This window comes from Acidovorax sp. A1169, assembly GCF_030704685.1.
Classification (GTDB): domain Bacteria; phylum Pseudomonadota; class Gammaproteobacteria; order Burkholderiales; family Burkholderiaceae_C; genus Acidovorax.
The window spans coordinates 152,594-171,169 of sequence record NZ_JAUZDX010000003.1; the positions used below are offsets into that span (position 1 = coordinate 152,594).

At 68.8% G+C, this 18,576-nt stretch carries 20 protein-coding genes; 15 read left to right on the plus strand and 5 right to left on the minus strand.

The annotated features are described in order from the left end of the window. Positions 1-13: 13 nt before the first annotated feature. The 5 genes from QYL93_RS06675 to QYL93_RS06695 form a co-directional block, all read right to left on the minus strand. Positions 14-340 carry a hypothetical protein gene (locus tag QYL93_RS06675; protein WP_305742924.1) on the minus strand — a complete coding sequence of 109 codons (327 nt, stop codon included), beginning with the start codon at positions 338-340 and terminating at the stop codon, positions 14-16. Beyond that, positions 340-735 (minus strand): phage holin family protein, encoded by a 396-nt coding sequence (locus tag QYL93_RS06680; RefSeq protein WP_305742925.1) that lies wholly within the window; start codon positions 733-735, stop codon positions 340-342. The genes QYL93_RS06675 and QYL93_RS06680 overlap by 1 nt, the downstream gene beginning before the upstream one ends. Before the next feature lie 65 nt (positions 736-800). Further along, complete coding sequence (locus tag QYL93_RS06685; RefSeq protein WP_305742926.1) at positions 801-1,106, minus strand: DUF883 family protein; 306 nt, start codon at positions 1,104-1,106, stop codon at positions 801-803. Positions 1,107-1,262: 156 nt separating this feature from the next. Next, positions 1,263-2,357, minus strand: coding sequence for an NAD(P)/FAD-dependent oxidoreductase (locus tag QYL93_RS06690; RefSeq protein WP_305742927.1), 1,095 nt, complete (start codon positions 2,355-2,357; stop codon positions 1,263-1,265). Beyond that, positions 2,354-3,400: a histone deacetylase family protein gene (locus tag QYL93_RS06695; protein ID WP_305742928.1), complete on the minus strand. Its 1,047-nt coding sequence runs from the start codon at positions 3,398-3,400 to the stop codon at positions 2,354-2,356. Before QYL93_RS06695 ends, QYL93_RS06690 begins: the two co-directional genes overlap by 4 nt. A gap of 350 nt (positions 3,401-3,750) precedes the next feature. Here QYL93_RS06695 and atzF point away from each other — a divergent pair, with 350 nt between their 5' ends. The 15 genes from atzF to QYL93_RS06770 all read left to right on the plus strand — a co-directional run bounded on the left by atzF (position 3,751) and on the right by QYL93_RS06770 (position 18,511). Continuing rightward, positions 3,751-5,493 (plus strand): allophanate hydrolase, encoded by a 1,743-nt coding sequence (gene atzF / locus QYL93_RS06700; RefSeq protein ID WP_305742929.1) that lies wholly within the window; start codon positions 3,751-3,753, stop codon positions 5,491-5,493. A 51-nt stretch (positions 5,494-5,544) separates the two neighbouring features. After that, complete coding sequence (locus QYL93_RS06705; RefSeq protein WP_305742930.1) at positions 5,545-6,564, plus strand: ABC transporter substrate-binding protein; 1,020 nt, start codon at positions 5,545-5,547, stop codon at positions 6,562-6,564. A gap of 11 nt (positions 6,565-6,575) precedes the next feature. Next, positions 6,576-7,406, plus strand: a complete 831-nt coding sequence (locus tag QYL93_RS06710; protein WP_305742931.1) for an ABC transporter permease — start codon at positions 6,576-6,578, stop codon at positions 7,404-7,406. Further along, on the plus strand, positions 7,403-8,224 hold the full coding sequence (locus tag QYL93_RS06715; protein ID WP_305742932.1) for an ABC transporter ATP-binding protein: 822 nt from the start codon (positions 7,403-7,405) through the stop codon (positions 8,222-8,224). The genes QYL93_RS06710 and QYL93_RS06715 overlap by 4 nt, the downstream gene beginning before the upstream one ends. Beyond that, positions 8,221-8,430: a DUF4089 domain-containing protein gene (locus QYL93_RS06720; protein ID WP_305742933.1), complete on the plus strand. Its 210-nt coding sequence runs from the start codon at positions 8,221-8,223 to the stop codon at positions 8,428-8,430. The genes QYL93_RS06715 and QYL93_RS06720 overlap by 4 nt, the downstream gene beginning before the upstream one ends. After that, the gene (locus QYL93_RS06725) at positions 8,427-9,842 is read left to right on the plus strand and encodes an AtzE family amidohydrolase (protein WP_305742934.1); all 1,416 of its coding nucleotides are present in this window, start codon (positions 8,427-8,429) and stop codon (positions 9,840-9,842) included. The genes QYL93_RS06720 and QYL93_RS06725 overlap by 4 nt, the downstream gene beginning before the upstream one ends. A gap of 14 nt (positions 9,843-9,856) precedes the next feature. Further along, on the plus strand, positions 9,857-10,237 hold the full coding sequence (hpxZ, locus tag QYL93_RS06730) for an oxalurate catabolism protein HpxZ (RefSeq protein ID WP_305743235.1): 381 nt from the start codon (positions 9,857-9,859) through the stop codon (positions 10,235-10,237). A 49-nt stretch (positions 10,238-10,286) separates the two neighbouring features. Further along, entirely contained in the window at positions 10,287-11,426 is a 1,140-nt protein-coding gene (locus QYL93_RS06735; RefSeq protein WP_370876947.1) for a BMP family ABC transporter substrate-binding protein, read from the plus strand. A 13-nt stretch (positions 11,427-11,439) separates the two neighbouring features. Then, a complete protein-coding gene (locus tag QYL93_RS06740) occupies positions 11,440-12,528 on the plus strand; it encodes an ABC transporter permease (RefSeq protein WP_305742935.1) in 1,089 nt (362 codons plus the stop codon). After that, on the plus strand, positions 12,525-13,439 hold the full coding sequence (locus QYL93_RS06745) for an ABC transporter permease (RefSeq protein WP_305742936.1): 915 nt from the start codon (positions 12,525-12,527) through the stop codon (positions 13,437-13,439). The genes QYL93_RS06740 and QYL93_RS06745 overlap by 4 nt, the downstream gene beginning before the upstream one ends. A 245-nt stretch (positions 13,440-13,684) precedes the next feature. After that, complete coding sequence (locus tag QYL93_RS06750; protein ID WP_305742937.1) at positions 13,685-14,386, plus strand: cysteine hydrolase family protein; 702 nt, start codon at positions 13,685-13,687, stop codon at positions 14,384-14,386. Between the two features lie 17 nt (positions 14,387-14,403). Continuing rightward, the gene (locus QYL93_RS06755; protein WP_305742938.1) at positions 14,404-16,023 is read left to right on the plus strand and encodes an ABC transporter ATP-binding protein; all 1,620 of its coding nucleotides are present in this window, start codon (positions 14,404-14,406) and stop codon (positions 16,021-16,023) included. Continuing rightward, positions 16,020-16,706, plus strand: coding sequence for a cysteine hydrolase family protein (locus QYL93_RS06760; protein ID WP_305742939.1), 687 nt, complete (start codon positions 16,020-16,022; stop codon positions 16,704-16,706). The genes QYL93_RS06755 and QYL93_RS06760 overlap by 4 nt, the downstream gene beginning before the upstream one ends. A gap of 16 nt (positions 16,707-16,722) precedes the next feature. Then, positions 16,723-17,466: a GntR family transcriptional regulator gene (locus QYL93_RS06765; protein ID WP_305742940.1), complete on the plus strand. Its 744-nt coding sequence runs from the start codon at positions 16,723-16,725 to the stop codon at positions 17,464-17,466. Positions 17,467-17,539: 73 nt separating this feature from the next. Next, complete coding sequence (locus QYL93_RS06770; RefSeq protein ID WP_305742941.1) at positions 17,540-18,511, plus strand: MBL fold metallo-hydrolase; 972 nt, start codon at positions 17,540-17,542, stop codon at positions 18,509-18,511. Positions 18,512-18,576 lie beyond the last annotated feature (65 nt).

The window sequence follows — 18,576 nt, forward strand, 5'->3', positions numbered from 1 at the left end:
CTGAAGGAGACCGTCAGGCCCTGCGCACCAGGAAGGGCCGCAGCCGGGCGACCAGCGGCATCGCCAGGCCCACCCAGCGGACCAGCCGGCGCGGCCCTGCTACCAGGGCCACACCCACCAGGGCAGCCACCGCAGCCGGGTGCTGCTTGGCAAAGGCTGCTGCCCGCAGCGCAAACGGCTCCTCCGAGGAGGCCTGTTGCGTGGACTGGGCCAGCGCCACCGCTTGGGCGCGCGCGATGCGCCGCGCGCGGATGCGCTCGCGCTGCTTGGCAATGCGGTCGAGCACGCGCTGCTGCTCGGCCGTGGGTTCGGGAACAAAGGCTTGGTTGTCGGCAGCCATCACAGGCGCTCCTTGATGTCGCGCCAGTCCTGGGCCAGCTCCTGGCGGGTCAGCGCAAAGCCGTTGCCAGCCCGTTTCGCAACGGACACGAGGCTGAGCAGCGTGCCGCCCCAGCCCAGCAGCCAGGCGCCGGCCACCAGCCAGCCCACCAGCACGCGGTGTTCGGTATCCCAGAAATGCACCAGCACCGCCATGGACAGCATGATGAGTGCCACCACTGTGAGCCCACCGACCAGGATGGTCAGCACCAGCAGTTGTTGCAGGCGCTGCTTCTGGTCCTGCCATTCCAGGCGGGCCAGGTCCATCCGGTCTTCGGCTGCAATGGCCCCTTCTATGACATTCGCGCGCCAGCGCGCGACCAGCGCATCCAGGCCCAGAAGAGCAAGCCAGTTCATCAGTGTCCTTGGGTTCTACAAAGTGGAGACAAGCGGTGTCTGTTGCATTTCAGTGCACAGCCGTTTCAGCGGCGGGCCAGCAGAAAGCCGACCAGGGCGCCGACGGCCAGTGCCGCACCGGCCACGCGCCAGGGTTCGTCGTGGGCATAGCGGTCCGCAGCCAGGGCAGCGTCCTTGGCTTGGCGGGCGGCATCCTGTGCAGCGCGGACAGCCGATTCACGGGCGGTCTGCAGGCCGTCGTCCAGCTTCTGGCGCAACAGCTTGATGTCTGGCACGGAATCAAGGTCTTTGCTCGAAAGCAGGCCGCGCAGATCAGAGACGAGTTTTTCCAGATCGGCCTGGGTCGTAGAGATGGAGTCGGAAACGCTCATATGGCAAACCTTTCTGTGTACAAAAGAAAAAATCACATCCCCTGTCCGCCTACCGGCCAATGATGTGGCGCTCAGTATTATCTTAGCGGACACATCGCCAAAACCCTTGTAGGACTTGGACGCAATGGCTTACGACTGGCATGGAGTTGACACGCATCACAGCGCTACCACGCACGCGCCGATGGCCAGTGAACTGGTCAACCCCGGCGACTCGATGCCGAACAGATTCACGAGTCCCGGCACGCCATGCACCGCTGCCCCCTGGACCACGAAGTCTGCGGCGGGCTCGCCCGGTGCGCTGATCTTGGGGCGCATGCCGGCATAGCCTGGAACCAACGCGCCGTCCTTGAGGCCAGGCCAGTACTTGCGCACCTCGGCGTAGAAGGCATCGCCCCGGGCAGGGTCCACCTGCAGGTCGGCTGGGTCGTCCACCCACTGCACGTCGGGGCCGAAACGGGCCTGCCCGCCCATGTCCAGCGTCAGGTGCACGCCCAGGCCGGCGGCCTCGGGCGCGGGGTAGACCAGGCGGCTGAAGGGCGCCCGCCCCGCCAGGGTGAAATAGCTGCCCTTGGCGTAGTGCGGCATGGGCACATGGCGGGCGTCCAGGCCCTCGAAGCGCCGTGCCAGGCCGGGCGCAGCGAGACCTGCCGCATTGACCACCGTGCGCGCCAGCAGTTCGGTGCCATCGACGGCCTGCAGGTGGATGCCTTCGGCCGTGCAGCGGGCGTGGGCCAGCGGCGAGTTGAGCGCCACCAGGCCGCCCGCATGCTCCAGGTCGCCCTGCAGGGCCAGCATCAGCGCATGGCTGTCGACGATGCCCGTGCTGGGCGAGTACAGGGCCGCCACGCACTGCAGCGCGGGCTCCAGCGCCTGTGCGGCCGCCGCATTGAGCCACTGCAGGTCATTGACGCCATTGGCACGGGCGCGTGCCTCGATGCCCTGCAGCGCGGGGATCTGTTCTGGGGACGTGGCCACGATCAGCTTGCCGCAGCGCCGGTGGGGCACGCTGCGCTCGGCGCAGTAGGCGTACAGCAGATCGCGCCCCTGCACGCACAGCCGCGCCTTGAGCGAGCCCGTGGCGTAGTACAGCCCGGCGTGGATGACCTCGCTGTTGCGCGAACTGGTGCCGGTGCCGATGGCATCGGCCGCCTCCAGCACCATCACCTCGCGCCCCTGCAAGGCCAGCGCACGGGCCACGGCCAGACCCACCACGCCGGCGCCCACCACCACGCAGTCAACCGCTTCACTCACCGCGCAGCCGCTTGGTCGAAGCCGTCGAGCACGTTCACGGCGTTGTTGCCCAGCTCCGCCGCCGCGTAGCCGCCTTCCAGCACGAACACTGTGGGCAACCCCAGGGCCGCCAGGCGCTCGCCCAGGCGCGTGAAGTCCGAGGTCTTGAGCGCGAACTTCGAAATCGGGTCGTCCTCGAACGCGTCGAGCCCGAGCGAGACCACCAGCGTGTCCGCCTGGTACTGCGCAATCCGCACGCAGGCCTGCTCCAGGGCCGCGAACCACTCATCGGCCGTGGTGCCCGCAGGCAGCGGCAGATTGAGGTTGAAACCCGTGCCCTCGCCTTCGCCGGTTTCATCGGCATGGCCCAGGTAGAACGGGTACTCGGTGCGCGGGTCGCCATGCAGGCTGATGAACAACACGTCGGCCCGGTCATAGAAGATGCTCTGCGTGCCATTGCCGTGGTGGTAGTCCACGTCCAGCAGGGCCACACGCTGGCTGCCCTGGTTGCGCAGCCACTGGGCCGCCACAGCGGCGTTGTTGAGGAAGCAGTAGCCACCCATGAAGTCGGGGCCGGCATGGTGGCCCGGCGGGCGCGTGCAGCAGAACGCCGCGCGCACGCCCTGGGCCACACGGGCTGCGGCACTGGCGGCGGCATCGGCACCGGCCTTGGCGGCCTCCCAGGTGCCCTCGGCCATGGGCGTGCCGTTGTCCATGGAGTACAGGCCCAGCCTGGCCACGAAGTTGTCCGGCTCCACGTCGCTGCGCAGGCTGCGCACCGGCCACACCGAAGGAAAGGGCTGGACCGAGGCGTTGGCTGGATCCAGCGCCAGCCACTGCTGCCATGCGCTCTGCAAAAAAGCCAGGTAGCGCGCCGCATGGACCTGGGCCAGCACGGGCGTGCTGTCCACGTCGGGCACCAGCAGGCCATGGCCACGCTCGCGCAGCGCATCCTCGACGTACTGGGCGCGCACCGGCTTCTCGAAGCACGGAACGCGCTCGCCACGGTAGAACTCATGGACCGGCGCATGCCGGTGGTGCAAGGGGTTGTGGAAGGAAATCATGCGGGCACAGACAGGAAATGGTTTTGCCCGCGTCCGTCGATGCAACCCACGGAGGCCGGCAGGGCTCACCACTTTAGCGCGTCCCACACCGCTCGAAACGCTGCCCATGCACCAGACCGCAGCAAAAGCTGGCATCAGGCAGCGCCGGCAGCCGGCCGCACGTGCCGCGCTTCAAGCGCCGACACCAGACCGGGTCCGGGCCCAAGAGCCACAGGCTTCCCTTTGAGCGCAAGGTGGTTCTCGCCGGACTACCCCCCTGCAGCACATCGGCCTTGCCAATTCGCTGCGGGCCCGGCCGCCCTGGCACAGCGCTTGCATCTCTTCTTGTATCCAAGATTGAATTCTTCAAAATGGTGCAAGCAACAAACTCCCTGGTGGCCGAATTTCCTCCTGTGCCTGACGGTTCAAAGCCCCTACCGCTGGCCGAGCAGGCCTGGCTGGTGCGCTGCGAGCCCGCCATCGCCGGCAGGCGTGGCGGCCCGCTGAGCGGCCTGCGCTTTGCGGTCAAGGACAACATCGACGTGGCGGGCTACCCCACGTCCGCCGCCTGCCCTGCCTTTGCCTACACGGCCACGGCCCATGCGGCGGTGGTACAGCGCCTGCTCGACGCCGGGGCAACGCTGGTGGGCAAGACCAACCTGGACCAGTTCGCCTGCGGCCTCAACGGCACCCGCTCGCCGCATGGCGCGGTGCCCAATGCGCTGGACCCCGCCTACGTGTCGGGCGGCTCCAGCTCGGGCTCTGCCTATGTGGTGGCCACCGGGCAGGTGGATTTCGCGCTGGGCACCGACACGGCCGGCTCGGGCCGCGTGCCCGCCGGGCTGAACAACATCGTGGGCATCAAGCCGACCAAGGGCCTGGTCAGCGCCCGGGGCGTGGTGCCGGCCGCGCAGAGCGCCGACTGTGTCTCCATCTTCGCGCGCACGGTGGACGTGGCGGCCCGGGTGCTGCAGGTCGCACAGGGCTATGACGCGCAAGACCCCTATGGCCGGCAACTGGCCCTGGCCAGCCAGCCGCTGCCCGCCGCCTTCCGCTTCGGCGTGCCCGACGTGCTGGAGTTCTTTGGCGACAGCGCGGCAAAGGCCGCCTTCGCCGAGGCCGTGGCGCAACTGCAAGCCCTGGGCGGCACGCCGGTGTCCATCCCCTACGCGCCGCTGGCCCAGGCTGCGGCCCTGCTTTATGAAAGCGCCCTGGTCGCCGAGCGCTATGCCGCCGTGCGCGGCTTCTTCGATGCGCATGAAGACCAGGTGGTGGAGCCGGTGCGCAGCATCCTGGCCAGCGGACGCAGCTACAGCGCGGCCGACCTGTGCGACGCCCAGACCCGGCTGCGCGCCCTGGGCCAGCAGGTGGCACCGATGTGGCAGGGCCCCGAGGCCATCGATGTGTTGCTGGTGCCCACGGCCCCCACGCACTACACCATTGCCGCCATGCAGGCCGACCCGGTAGTGCTCAACCGCAACCTGGGGGCGTACACCAACTTCGTCAACCTGCTCGACTATGCCGCCATCTCGGTGCCCAGCAGCCTGCGCGCCGACGGCCTACCCTTTGGCATCACGCTGATCGGCCCCTGCGGCAGCGACTGGCAACTGGCCGAGCTGGGCCAGCGCTACCACCATGCCACCGGCCTGCCCCAGGCCGCCGGCAACACGCCTTTGCCCGCGCCCCAGCCCATCGCGGGGATGCAGGCGCCTGCCACCGTAAGGGTCGCCGTGGTCGGAGCCCACCTGAGCGGCATGCCGCTCAACGGCCAGCTCACCGAACGCGGCGCCACGCTGGAGCTGGCGACCGAGACAGCCGCCGACTACCAGCTCTACGCCCTGCCCGGCACCGAGCCGCCCAAGCCCGGCCTGCTGCGCGTGGCGCCGGGCCAGGGCACGCGCATCGCGGTCGAGGTGTGGCGCATGCCCGCCGCCCACTACGGCAGCTTCGTCGCGCTGATCCCGCAACCCCTGGGCATAGGCACCCTCACCCTGGCCGACGGCAGCAGCGTGCAGGGCTTCATCTGCGAACCGCTGGCGCTGGCCGGTGCGCGCGACATCAGCAGCTTCGGCGGCTGGCGGGCGTACATCGCGTCCCTCAAGGCTGGCAACTGACCCATGCCCCTTCCATCCCCTCACCTTTCAACCTTGCTGCAGGAGCCTGCCATGACATCCCACAGTTCCACCCCTTCCACCGGCACCTCCACCGGTACGTCGCGCCGCCGCGTCCTCACGGCCTCGGCCGCCACGCTGGGCATGCTCGCAGCCCCTGCCCTGGTGCGGGCCCAGGCCGGCCTCAAGGTCCGCATCGGCTTCTGGCCCGTGGCGGCAGGGCTGCCCTTTTTCGCTGCGGTGGAGAAAGGCTATTTCAAGGAAGCCGGCCTGGAGGTGGAGCCGCTCAAGTTCGCGGGTGCCCAGCAGGTGATGGAGGCCATGCTCTCGGGCCGCTCCGACGGCAGCTCCAACGGCACCGGCTCGGCCAACCTGGCCATCGGCGAGATCGCCCAGCCGGGCCTGTTCAAGATCTTCGCCACCAACCCGAGCAACGCCAAGTTCGTGCTCGACCAGTTCATCACCGGCAAGGACAGCGCCATCAAGACCATGGCCGACCTCAAGGGCAAGAAGGTCGCCTCGGGCCCCGGTATCCAGAACATGACGCTGTGCAAGACCATGCTGGAGCGTGCTGGCGCGACGGGTGCCACCGTGACCGAGCTGCCCATCGGCCAGCACATCGCCTCCATCGTGGCCGGCCAGGTCGACGCCTGCTACACCCTGGAGCCCACGGGCACCATCGGCCGCATGAACGGCACCACGCGCATCATCGAATCGGGCGTGGTGGCCAGGTACATCCTGGGCGACGCGATGGCGCCCTGGCACGGCGGCGCGGCCAGCCTGACCAGCGAATTCATCAAGAAGAACCCCGAGGTGGCCAAAAAGTTCATCGCCGCCTACGCCCGCGGCATCGAGCTGGTGCGCACCAAGCCCGACGAGGCACGGCAGTTCATGAAGGGCTACACCGCCATCGAAGGCGCACTCACGGCCGAGGTGCCGCTGGCCTCGTACATGCTGCACAACGAGTTCAAGCCCAGCGACCTGGCGTACTTCCAGAAGTTCTACGACCTGTTCACCGAAAAGGGCATCTTCGAGAAGAAGGTCGTGGTCGACAGCCTGATCTACAAGGCCTGAAGGGGCGCGCCATGGCCGAAACCACCTCCACCACCGCCGGCGCCTGGCCGCCGCCCGCGGGCAAGGCGGCATCCGCCGTGCCCAAGACACCCGCCTGGGACAGGCTGCTGCCCTTCGTCGGGCCGCTGGCCCTGTTCATCCTCTGGGACCTGGTGGTGCGGCTGGGCTTCATCAAGCCCATCCTGCTGCCGCCACCCGGCGCCACCGTGCTCACGCTGGTCACCGGCCTGGCGGGCGGGCCGCTGCTGCTCGACTTCGCGGTGACCGTCTGGCGCACGGTGCAGGCCTTCCTGATCGCGGCCGTGATCGGCGTGCCGCTCGGAGTGCTGCTGGGCAGCAACGAGCGCGCCTACCGCAGCGTCGAATTCCTGATCGACTTCTTTCGCTCCACGCCTTCGTCGGCACTGATCCCGCTGTTCCTCCTGATCTTCGGCGTGTCGGACGTGAACAAGGTGGCCATCGCCGCGTTCGGCGCCTTTTTGATCGTGATCTTCAACAGCGCCTATGGCGTCATCAACGCCCGCAAGCAGCGCGTGATGGCGGCGCGCGTCATGGGGGCATCGCGCTGGCAGATCTTCAAGGACGTGCTGATCTGGGAAAGCCTGCAGCCCACCTTCGTCGGCCTGCGCTCGGCCGTGTCGATGGCGCTGGTCATCGTGATCGTGGCCGAGATGTTCATCGGCTCGGACAACGGGCTGGGCCACCGCATCATCGATGCGCAGCAGGTGCTCAACGTCAAGAGCATGTACGCCGCCATCCTGGCTGCTGGCGCCCTGGGCTATGCGCTGAACATCCTCTTTCTGATCGCCGAACGCAAGATCGTTCACTGGAGCGGCCGATGAACACCGTCGTCAATGGACCCGTGTACGCCGACGTACCTCAGCGCAGCTTCACGCCCGGCCCGGCAGGCACGCACATCACCATCCGCGGCCTGACCAAATACTTCGCCGGCTGGCCGCTGTACGAGGACTTCGACCTCGACATCCCCAAGCACAAGATCGTCTCGGTGTTCGGCCCCAACGGCTGCGGCAAGAGCACGCTGATCAACATGATCGCCGGCCTCGTGCCCATCGACCGCGGCGAGATCCTGTTCGACGGCAAGAGCCTCAAGGACACCAAGATCGGCTATGTCTTCCAGAACTACCGCGAAGCGATGTTCCCGTGGATGCGCACCATCGACAACATCGCCTACCCGCTCAAGCTCGAAGGCAAGAGCAAGGCCGAGGTGGACCGCCGCATGGCCGAGCTGGTGGCCTCGTTCGACGTGAAGTTCGATTTGAACCGCTACCCCTACGAGCTCTCGGGCGGGCAGCAGCAGACGGCCTCCATCATGCGCGCACTGGCGCCCAACCCCGAAGTGCTGTTCCTCGACGAGCCGTTCTCGGCACTCGACTTCGAGATGACGCTGTTCATCCGCGAGAAGCTGCAGGAGGTGTTCATGCAGACCGGCACCACCATGCTGCTGGTCTCGCACGACCTGGAAGAAGCCGTCTACCTGGCCGACGAGGTGCTGCTGCTGACCAAGCGCCCCACGCGCGTGGCCGAGATCCTGCACTACGAGGACGCGCGCCCGCGCACCCTGGCCACGCTCAGCGAGCCGAGTTTCGTGGCGATGAAGAAGCTCAGCCTGGAGATCTTCCAGCGCGAGGTGCGCCGATGAACGCCGCCGAGCTCGAACGCTACCTCGACGCCGCAGCCACGGCCGTCGGCATGCCCATCGCGCCCGAGCACCGCGCGGCCGTGCTCGGCTACCTGGCGCTGGCCAGCGGCTTTGCCGACACCATCAACGCCGTGCCGCTGGACGCGACGGATGAGCCCGCCATGGCCTTCGTCCCGGTGCTGCCGGCCAAGGGAGGCAGCGCATGACGGCGCCCTGGTGGCAACAGGGCGCAGCCGGCATGGCACAGGCCGTAGCGGCGCGCGACGTATCCGCCACCGCGCTGGTGACGGCCTGCCTGGACCGCATCGAGCACACCGACGCCCGCGTCAATGCCTTCACCGCCGTGCTGCGGGCACGGGCCCTGGCGCGTGCCGCGCGCATCGATGCCGGCCTGGCTGCGGGAACCCAGGCCGCCCTGCCCCTGCTGGGCGTGCCCTTTGCCGTGAAGAACCTGTTCGATGTGGCGGGCCTCACCACGCTGGCCGGCTCGAAAATCGAACGCGAGCGCCCGCCCGCCAGGGCCGACGGCCTGCTGGTGCAGCGCCTGGAGGCAGCGGGCGCCATCCTTGTGGGGGCGCTCAACATGGACGAGTACGCCTACGGCTTCACGACCGAGAACAGCCACGAGGGCGCCTGCCACAACCCGCACGACCTGGCGCACATCGCAGGTGGTTCTTCGGGCGGTTCGGGCGCCGCAGTGGCCGCCGGCCAGGTGCCGATCACCCTGGGCTCGGACACCAATGGCTCCATCCGCGTGCCGTCTTCGCTGTGCGGCGTGTTCGGCCTCAAGCCCACCTTCGGGCGGCTGCCGCGCACGGGCAGCTTTCCCTTCATCTCCAGCCTGGACCATCTGGGCCCCATGGCACGCAGCGTGCGCGACCTGGCGCTGGCTTACGATGCCATGCAGGGCCCGGAGGCTGCTGCACATACCGATGCGGGTTGTGCGCAGCGGCCCGCAGAACCGGTGGCCCACGACCTGGAGAAGGGAATCACCGGCCTGCGCATCGGCGTGCTGGGCGGCTACTTTGCCGACAATGCCCTGCCCGAGGCGCGCGCCGCCGTGGCCCGGGTGGCACAGGCGCTGGGCGCACAGGCCGAACCGGTGGAGCTGCCGCTGGTGGAGGCAGGCCGCGCGGCGGCCTTCCTCATCACCAATGCGGAGGCTGGGGCCTTGCACCTCGACAACCTGCGCACACGCGCAGCCGACTTCGAGCCCCTGTCACGCGACCGCTTCCTGGCCGGCGCGCTGATCCCTGCCGCCTGGGTGGCACGCGCCCAGCGCGTGCGCAGCCGCTATGCCCACGAAGCCGCACGGTTGCTGTCGCGCTACGACCTGCTGCTGGCCCCCGCCACACCCTGCGCGGCCACGCCCATCGGCACCGAACGCCTGGACCTCAACGGCCGGGATCTGCCGCTGCGCCCAAACATGGGCCTGCTGACCCAGCCCCTCTCATGCATCGGGCTGCCGGTGTGCGCCGTGCCGGTGTGGGGCGCGCACGCAAGCCTTCCCATCGGCGTGCAGATCATCACTGCGCCCTGGCGCGAAGACTTGGCGCTGCGCGCCGCCGCCGTGCTGGAGGCCGCAGGCATCTGCCGCGCGCCCATCGCCGCCCTGTGAAAGCCATCCTTCCCATGCCCTACACCATCAATCAGCCCGAGGTGCTCGCCGAGGTCGAGGCCGTGTTCGCCCGCTACGAAGATGCCCTGGTGCACAACAAGGTGCAGGTGCTCGACGAACTCTTCTGGGACAGCCCCCACACCCTGCGCTACGGCGCCACCGAGAACCTCTACGGCTACGCGCAGATACAGTCCTTTCGCGCCGGGCGCCCGGCCCAGGGGCTGCAGCGGCGCCTGCTCAAGACCGTGATCACCACCTACGGCCGCGACTTCGCCACCGCCAACGTCGAGTTCCAGCGCGAGGGCAGCGCCCGCTCCGGCCGCCAGAGCCAGACCTGGCTGCGCACCGAGGCCGGCTGGCGCGTTGTCGCCGCCCACGTGAGCCTGCTCGACTGACCCCGATTCTCTTTCCCCCTTGCAAAACCACCCTGCCGAAAGGACCGCCATGAAACGCGAGAAACCCATGTCCCGCCTTGCCAATCCGAACCGCCGCGAATCCCTCCAAGCCCTTGCGGCGCTGGGCGCTGCCGGCACCCTGGGTGGCTGGACCCTGCAGGCCAGCGCGCAGGCCCCGCTCACCGTGGGCGTGATCTACGTCGGCCCGCGCGACGACTACGGCTACAACCAGGCCCATGCCCAGGCTGCGGCCGAGCTCAAGAAGATGCCCGGCATCAAGGTGGTGGAAGAAGAGAACGTGCCCGAGACCGCCGCCGTGCAAAAGACCATGACCGGCATGATCGCCCAGGACGGCGCCAAGCTGCTGTTCCCCACCTCGTTCGGCTACTTCGACCCGCACCTGCTGGCGCTGGCCGCCAAGTACCCCGAGGTGCGCTTTTCGCACTGCGGCGGCATGTGGACCGAAGGCAAGCACCCCAAGAACGCGGGCAGCTTCTTCGGCTACATCGACGAATGCCAGTTCCTCAACGGCGTGGTGGCCGGCCACATGAGCAAGAGCGGCAAGATCGCCTTCATCGCCGCCAAGCCCATCCCGCAGGTGCTGCGCAACATCAACGCCTTCACCCTCGGCGCGCGCTCGGTCAAGCCGGGCATCACCTGCAGCGTGATCTTCACGGGCGACTGGTCCATGGCCGTGAAGGAGGCCGAGGCCACCAACAGCCTGGCCGACCAGGGCTGCGACGTGTTCACCATGCACGTCGATGGCCCCAAGGTCATCGTCGAAACCGCAGCCAAGCGCGGCAAGATGGTCTGCGGCTACCACGCCAGCCAGGCCAAGCTGGCGCCCCAGGCCTACCTGACGGGGGCCGAATGGAACTGGCTCACGGCGTACACCACCATCATCGAGGCGGCCCGCACCGGCAAGCCGCACCCCAACTTCCTGCGCGGGGGCTTGAAGGAAGGCTTTGTGAAGATGTCCGCCTACGGTCCGGCCGTGAGCGACGCCGCCAAGAAGCAGGCCGACGACACCAAGGCCAAGATGATCGCGGGCGGCTTCGACATCTTCAAGGGCCCGCTCAAGAACAACAAGGGCAAGGAGGTCATCGCCAGCGGCAAGTCGTTCAAGCAGACCGACCTGGAGCTGGAAAAGATGGACTACCTGGTCGAAGGCGTCCTCGGCTCGTTCTAAGCAAGGGACTGCCATGCACTCGGCCGCCAAGGACGTCCTTTTGCCCATCGCCGCCATCGGGCTGGCGCTGCTGCTGTTCGGCGGCTTCGTCGCCTTCGCGGGCGTGAACCCACTGGACATGTGGCTCACGCTGTTCAAGGGCGCGTTCGGCGACTGGTTCTCGTGGCAGAACACCCTGCAGCGCTCTGCGCCGCTGATGCTCACGGCCCTGTGCGTGGCCCTGCCCGCACGGGCGGGGCTGACCATCATCGGGGGCGAGGGGGCGCTGGTGCTCGGCGGCCTGGCCGCAGCAGCGCTGCCCATGGCCGTGGCCCTGCCCGGCAATGCGGCGGGCACCGTGCTGGCCTGCGCCGCTGGCGCCGTGGCCGGCGCGCTGTGGATCATGCTGGCGGGCTGGCTGCGCCAGTACCGCGGCATCAACGAGACCATCAGCAGCCTGCTGCTGTCGTATGTGGCCATCGGCTTGTTCAAGCACTTCGTGGAAGGCGCCCTGCGCGACCCTGCCAGCCTGAACAAGCCGGCCACGCCCAGCCTGGATCCGGGCCTGCTGATCGGTGGCATCGCCGGCTCGGACGTGCACTGGGGCCTGGTGCTGGGCGTGCTGGCCTGCGTGGCGCTGGGCCTGTGGCTGCACTGGACGGCCTCGGGCTTCTCGATTCGCGTGGTGGGCGGCAACCCGCGCGCCGCGCAACTCGTGGGCTTGCCGGCCGCGCGCCTGATCCTGGTGGCCTGCGCCCTGGGCGGCGCGGCGGCAGGCCTGGCCGGTGCCGTGGAGGTGGCGGCGGTGCACACCAATGCCAATGGCGCGCTGATCGCGGGCTACGGCTACGCCGGCATCCTCGTGGCCTTCATCGCGCGGCACAACCCGATGGCCATCATTCCGGTCGCCATCCTGTTCGGCGGCTTCGGCGCGGCCGGCAGCCTGCTGCAGCGCCGCCTGGGCCTGCCCGATGCCTCGGTGATGGTGCTGCAGGGCATTGCCTTCGTGCTGATCCTGGCCAGCGAGGCGCTGCGCGACGTGGACTGGCGGGCCCTGTGGGCCCAGCGGCGCAGCCGGCCCGCCGAGGCGACGACCCCTGCCGCCCACGTGGAGCCCATATGACGATAGACCAATGGATTGCCCTGGTGGCCGGCATCGTGGGCGGGGCCCTGCGCGTGGGCGTGCCCTTCCTGTTCGTGAGCCTGGGCGAATGCCTGACCGAAAAATCCGGCCGCATCAACCTGGGCCTGGAGGGGGTGCTGGTGCTCTCGGCCATGACTGCCTTTGGCGGCGCCTACCTCACAGACTCGCCCTGGCTGGGTGTGTTGGCAGGGGCCACGGCGGGCGCCCTGCTGGCCACGCTGCACGGCGTGCTGTGCTCGCTGCCGCGCGTGAACGACGTGGCCACCGGCATCGCGCTGATGCTGCTGGGCACAGGCCTGGCCTTCTACCTGGGCAAGCCGCTGATCCAGCCCCAGGCTCCGCAGATCCCGGCGCTGGCGCTGGGCGGCTGGAGCGACTCGCCGGTGGTGCAGTCGGTCCTGCAGGTCAACGCCCTGCTGCCGCTGGGCATCGTGCTGGCCGTGGCCCTCTGGTGGGCCTTTGCGCGCACGCGCTGGGGCCTGCTGGTGCGGCTGGCGGGCGACTCGGCCAACGCCACGCGAGCGCTCGGCTACTCGGTGTCCGGCATCCGCATCGCGGCCACGGCGGCGGGCGGCTTCATCGCCGGGCTGGGCGGGGCCTCACTCACCCTGTTCTACCCCGGCAGCTGGAACGAGGGCATCTCCAGCGGCCAGGGCCTGATCGCCGTGGCGCTGGTGATCTTCGCGCGCTGGAACCCGCTGCGCTGCATGGTCGCCGCCATGCTTTTCGGCGGGGCCGGTGCCATCGGCCCGGCGCTGCAGTCGGTGGGTGTGGGCTGGGGCTACCACCTGTTCAACACCGTGCCCTATGTGCTGACCCTGCTGATCCTGGTGCTGACCTGCAAGCCCGGCAGCGTGGCCGCCGGCAGCCCCGGCGAATTGTCGAAATGAAGCTCCCCCTGAGTCGCTTCGCGCCTCGGTGCCACCGCCAGAGGCGGTGGCTCTTCGGGCACGTCCAAGCCTGCGCAGGCAGGAATGGAGCCTCGGCCCTCAGCCCCTCTCTCGACTCGCTGCGCGAGTCGGGAGGGGGACGCCCCCAGCGCGGCGGGGCGGCCCTTGCGCGGGGGGACTGGCTTCGGCAGCGCCAGTCTCCAGTGCCGTGGACAACCGATACGCCTCCAAAAGAAAGTTCCTGTATGACCAGCACCACCACCCGCCACGTGCAGGCCAACCCCTATGACTGGCCCTACAACGGCGACCTGCGCCCGGACAACACCGCGCTGATCGTGATCGACATGCAGACCGATTTCTGCGGCATCGGCGGCTATGTGGACGTGATGGGCTACGACATCGCCCTCACACGCGCGCCCATCGCCCCGCTGCAGCGGCTGCTGCCAGCCCTGCGCGCGCAGGGCTTTCGCGTCATCCACACCCGCGAAGGGCACCGGCCTGATCTCGCCGACCTGCCGGCCAACAAGCGCTGGCGTTCGCGCCAGATCGGCAAGGGCGGCCTGGGCATCGGCGACGCCGGGCCCTGCGGGCGCATCCTGGTGCGCGGCGAGCCCGGCTGGGAGCTGATCCCGGAGCTGGCGCCGCTGCCCGGCGAGGTGGTGATCGACAAGCCCGGCAAGGGCTCGTTCTACGCCACCGACCTGGACATGGTGCTCAGCCTGGCAGGCGTGCAGAACCTGATCCTCGCGGGCATCACCACCGATGTCTGCGTGCACACCACCATGCGCGAGGCCAACGACCGCGGCTACGAGTGCCTGCTGCTGTCCGACTGCACGGCCGCCACCGACCCCGCCAACCACCAGGCCGCATTGAACATGGTGACCATGCAGGGCGGAGTGTTCGGTGCACATGCCCCCTCCAGCGCGCTGCTTGCCGCATTGGCCTGAAGGAAAAGGAAGCTCCCATGCCCGAACAACCCATAGGCGCCCTGCCCACAGGCACCGGTGCATTGGCGCTGGAGACCTGGAACCTGACCAAGCGCTTTGGCAGCTTCACCGCCATGGACCGCGTGAGCATGCGCGTGGAGCCCGGCAGCGTGCACGCCCTGCTGGGCGAGAACGGCGCGGGCAAGAGCACCCTTGTCAAGTGCGTGGCGGGCTTCCAGAGGGCCGAGGAAGGCGCCATCCTGCTGGACGGGCGCGAGCAGGCCATCGCCAACCCCATCGTCGCGCGCAGCCTGGGCATCGGCATGGTCTACCAGCACTTCACGCTGGCCCCGGGCATGACGGTGGCCGAGAACCTGCTGCTGGCCGGCGGCCAGACCTCGGCCGTGATCGACTGGAGCGCCAAGCGCGCCGAGCTGCAGGCCTTTCTGGCCACCACGCCGTTCCAGCTGGACCTGGACGCACGCCCCTCGGAGCTGGCCGCCGGAGAGAAGCAGAAGCTTGAGTTGCTCAAGCAGCTGTACCTGCGCCCGCGCCTGTTGATCCTGGACGAACCCACCTCGGTGCTGACCCCGCAGGAGGCCGACGAGGTGCTGGGCCATGTGCGCGCCTTTGCACGCAGCGGCCAGTGCAGCGTGGTCATCATCACCCACAAGTTCCGCGAGGTGATGGCCTATGCCGACGCGGTGACCGTGCTGCGCCGTGGCCAGGCCGTGCACCACGGCCGCGTGGCCGACACCGGCCCGCAGGCGCTGGCCCAGGCCATGATGGGGGACAGCGCTGCACCGCCAGGCGCTCCCACGCAAAGGCAGGGCGCTCCCGTACCAAGGGCGGCGTCGGCAGCGAATGAACCTGTACCGCCCGGCGAGGTTGCACTGCAGGTGGAAGGCCTGCAGGCCCTGGGCGACCGCGGCACGCTGGCCGTGCATGGCCTCGCACTTTCGGTGCGCCAGGGCGAGGTGCTGGGCGTGGCCGGCGTCTCTGGCAATGGCCAGCGCGAGCTGGTCGAGGCCTTGGTGGGCCAGCGCCCGCGCCTGGCAGGCCGGGTGCAGGTGATGGGCCAGGAGTACACGGCCACGCGCGCCCAGAACCGCGAGCTCAAGGTGCGCAGCCTGCCAGAGGAGCCGTTGCGCAATGCCTGCGTGGGCGACCTCTCGGTGGCCGAGAACATGGCCCTGCGCGACTTCGACCAACCGCCCCTGTCCCGGAGCGGCGTGCTGCGTTTTTCGGCCTGGCGCAGCCGGGCGCGCGAGTGGATCGCCGGCTACGGCGTCAAGACCCAGGGCGAAGGCGCGCCCATCCGCAGCCTGTCGGGTGGCAACGTGCAGCGCGCGGTGCTGGCGCGCGAGCTGGCGGGCGAGATCAATGTGCTGATCGCCGCCAACCCGGTGTTCGGCCTGGACTTCGCCGCCGTGGCCGAGATCCACAGCCGAATCCTCGGTGTGCGCGAGCGCGGCGGCGCCGTGCTGCTCATCAGCGAAGACCTGGACGAGCTGCTGGAGCTGGCAGACCGCATCGTCGTCATGAGCGAAGGCCGCATCGTGTACGAGACCCCCGCCGCCACCGCCGAGCGCCATGTTCTGGGTGCGCACATGGGCGGCGGCCACGACCACACAGCACACGAGGAGGCCACCGCATGAGCCTGACAACCATCCACGCCAACCCTTTCGCCTTTCGCTTTGCGCTGGCGCACACCGCGCTGGTGATCATCGACATGCAGCGCGACTTCATCGAGCCCGGCGGCTTTGGCGAGACCCTGGGCAACGACGTATCGCTGCTCGAAGCCATCGTGCCGGCCTGCCAGGCCGTGCTGCACGCCTGGCGCTCCGCAGGCGGCCTGGTGGTGCACACGCGCGAATCGCACCGGCCGGACCTGTCCGACTGCCCGCCCGCCAAGCGCCTGCGCGGCAACCCGCAGCTGCGCATCGGCGACGCGGGGCCCATGGGCCGCATCCTGGTGGCGGGCGAGCCGGGCAACCAGATCATTCCGGCCCTTGCGCCGGTGGACAGAGAGATCGTGGTCGACAAGCCCGGCAAGGGCATGTTCTACGCCACCGGGCTGCACGAAACCCTGCAGGCGCGCGGCATCACCCACCTGGTCTTCATGGGCGTGACCACCGAGGTCTGCGTGCAGACCAGCATGCGCGAGGCCAATGACCGCGGCTATGATGGCCTGTTGCTCGAAGACTGCACCGAGAGCTACTTCCCCCATTTCAAGGCAGCCGCCATCGAGATGCTGCGCGCCCAGGGCGCCATCGTCGGCTGGACCGCCCCATCGGCCGCGCTGCTGTCGGCATTGGCCGACGCGGTACTGGCCCCGTAGTTGCTAAAGTCGCCCTGTGCAGACCCCCCGCCCCGCCTCCCCTCCTTCCAAGACGAAACCGGTGCGCAGCTCGCGCGCCGACGATGTGTACGCCCAGCTCAAGCGCGATGTGGGCGAGTTCAAGCTGGTGCCGGGCGACCGCTTCACCGAGAACGAGATCTGCGAGCGCCTGGGCGTCTCGCGCACGCCCGTGCGCCAGGCCCTGGTGCGCCTGCAGCAGGAGGGCTACGTGGAGGTGCTGTTTCGCAGCGGCTGGCGCGTGCTGCCCTTCGACTTCGACCAGTTCGAGCAGCTCTACGACCTGCGCATGGTGCTGGAGACCACGGCCGTGCACCGCCTGTGCGATGAAGGCTCGGGGGCGCTCAAGTCCATCCAGGTCGACCACCGGTTGCTCGACGAACTCAACAACATCTGGCTGGTGCCTCCCGACCAGCGCAGCACCGACACCCTGCAGGTGGCGGCCTGGGACGAAGCCTTCCACTGCGCTTTGGTGCGCGCCGCCGGCAATGCCGAGATGACGCGCGTGCACCGCGACGTGACCGAGCGCATCCGCATCATCCGCCGGCTCGACTTCACGCAGCAGGCGCGCATCGATGCCACCTACGACGAGCACGCCACCATCCTCAAGGCCATCCGCGCCCACCGTGGCGACCAAGCCGCCATGCTGCTGCGCGCCCACATCCAGACCAGCCAGGCCGAGGTGCGCAAGATCACGCTGCACCAGGTGCACATGGCGCGTTTGGGGCCCAGTGCAGGGTAAGTGACACAATCTGCGGGTTGCGGGGCTATGGCAGCAGTCGCAGCCCAGCCCACCTGCCGAACGAGGAGATGCCATGCGCTTGAAGTTCTCTGCCGCCGCCCTCTTGCTGGCCACCACGCTGTCGGCCCAGGCCCAGAACGTGAAGGTGACGCCGCTGGGCGGCATCGATGGCGAGCTGTGCCCGCAGGACCGGGCCCTGGTCTTCGAGGACCCCAACGGCACGCGCGTGCTCTACGACCCGGGCCGCACGGTGGCCGGTGCTGGCGACCCGCGCCTCGGGAAGATCGACATCATCCTCGTGAGCCACATGCATGGCGACCATGTGGGCAATGCGCACAACAAAGCCCCCAATTCAGGGACCTGCGCCAGCCCCGACATGTCGGTCTCGGCCATGCCGAACTCCAGCGCGGTGAACATTGCCCTGGCCAAGAAATCCAAGATCGTGACCGGCAGCGAGATGCCGCCCTTCTTCGCGGCCAAGCTCAAGGCCAATGGGGGCGACCCCGCCAACTCGATGCTGGCGCGCTTTGGCGGCAGCGTCACGGTGGGCGGCGTGCGCATCGCCACGGTGACGGCCGTGCACAGCAACGGCGTGGACCCGGACTACATCGGCGGCCCGTTGGGCGATGCGATGAAGGCGGCCGGCATTGCCGGCGATGTCGGCCTGGCAACCGGCTACGTGCTGACCTTCAGCAACGGGCTGGTGGCCTACCTGTCGGGCGATACGGGCATCACCGCCGACCAGGAGCGCGTGGTGCGCGACTACTACAAGGCCAAACTGGCGGTGATGAACATCGGCGACGGCTTCAGCACCGGCCCTGCGGAGGCCGCCTACGTGATCAACGAACTAGTCAAGCCGGCGTCCGTGATCGCGTCCCACGTCAACGAGGTCGGGACGGTGGATGGCGCGGTTCGGCCCGGCAGCAAGACCGAGGCTTTCATCAAGGCGTCGCGGGTTCCGGTCATCGTGCCGCTGTCGGGGCGGACCATGGAGTTCGCAGCCTCGGGCCTGTGCGCTGCAGGTTGCGGCAAGGCCAGCAACTGAGCGGCCGTTGCACGCGCCGCAACGAAAAAAACCCTTGCAAGCCATGAGCCTGCAAGGGTTTCGAA

Bases quoted from the DNA above. Each gene is read 5' to 3' on its own strand.
- QYL93_RS06735 (WP_370876947.1), top strand. From the start codon at position 10,287: ATGAAACGCGAGAAACCCATGTCCCGCCTTGCCAATCCGAACCGCCGC.
- QYL93_RS06750 (WP_305742937.1), top strand. From the start codon at position 13,685: ATGACCAGCACCACCACCCGCCACGTGCAGGCCAACCCCTATGACTGG.
- QYL93_RS06715 (WP_305742932.1), top strand. From the start codon at position 7,403: ATGAACACCGTCGTCAATGGACCCGTGTACGCCGACGTACCTCAGCGC.
- atzF (WP_305742929.1), top strand. From the start codon at position 3,751: ATGGTGCAAGCAACAAACTCCCTGGTGGCCGAATTTCCTCCTGTGCCT.
- QYL93_RS06740 (WP_305742935.1), top strand. From the start codon at position 11,440: ATGCACTCGGCCGCCAAGGACGTCCTTTTGCCCATCGCCGCCATCGGG.
- QYL93_RS06685 (WP_305742926.1), bottom strand. From the start codon at position 1,106: ATGAGCGTTTCCGACTCCATCTCTACGACCCAGGCCGATCTGGAAAAA.
- QYL93_RS06695 (WP_305742928.1), bottom strand. From the start codon at position 3,400: ATGATTTCCTTCCACAACCCCTTGCACCACCGGCATGCGCCGGTCCAT.
- QYL93_RS06745 (WP_305742936.1), top strand. From the start codon at position 12,525: ATGACGATAGACCAATGGATTGCCCTGGTGGCCGGCATCGTGGGCGGG.
- QYL93_RS06675 (WP_305742924.1), bottom strand. From the start codon at position 340: ATGGCTGCCGACAACCAAGCCTTTGTTCCCGAACCCACGGCCGAGCAG.
- QYL93_RS06705 (WP_305742930.1), top strand. From the start codon at position 5,545: ATGACATCCCACAGTTCCACCCCTTCCACCGGCACCTCCACCGGTACG.
- QYL93_RS06755 (WP_305742938.1), top strand. From the start codon at position 14,404: ATGCCCGAACAACCCATAGGCGCCCTGCCCACAGGCACCGGTGCATTG.
- QYL93_RS06680 (WP_305742925.1), bottom strand. From the start codon at position 735: ATGAACTGGCTTGCTCTTCTGGGCCTGGATGCGCTGGTCGCGCGCTGG.
- QYL93_RS06770 (WP_305742941.1), top strand. From the start codon at position 17,540: ATGCGCTTGAAGTTCTCTGCCGCCGCCCTCTTGCTGGCCACCACGCTG.
- QYL93_RS06725 (WP_305742934.1), top strand. From the start codon at position 8,427: ATGACGGCGCCCTGGTGGCAACAGGGCGCAGCCGGCATGGCACAGGCC.
- hpxZ (WP_305743235.1), top strand. From the start codon at position 9,857: ATGCCCTACACCATCAATCAGCCCGAGGTGCTCGCCGAGGTCGAGGCC.
- QYL93_RS06720 (WP_305742933.1), top strand. From the start codon at position 8,221: ATGAACGCCGCCGAGCTCGAACGCTACCTCGACGCCGCAGCCACGGCC.
- QYL93_RS06760 (WP_305742939.1), top strand. From the start codon at position 16,020: ATGAGCCTGACAACCATCCACGCCAACCCTTTCGCCTTTCGCTTTGCG.
- QYL93_RS06710 (WP_305742931.1), top strand. From the start codon at position 6,576: ATGGCCGAAACCACCTCCACCACCGCCGGCGCCTGGCCGCCGCCCGCG.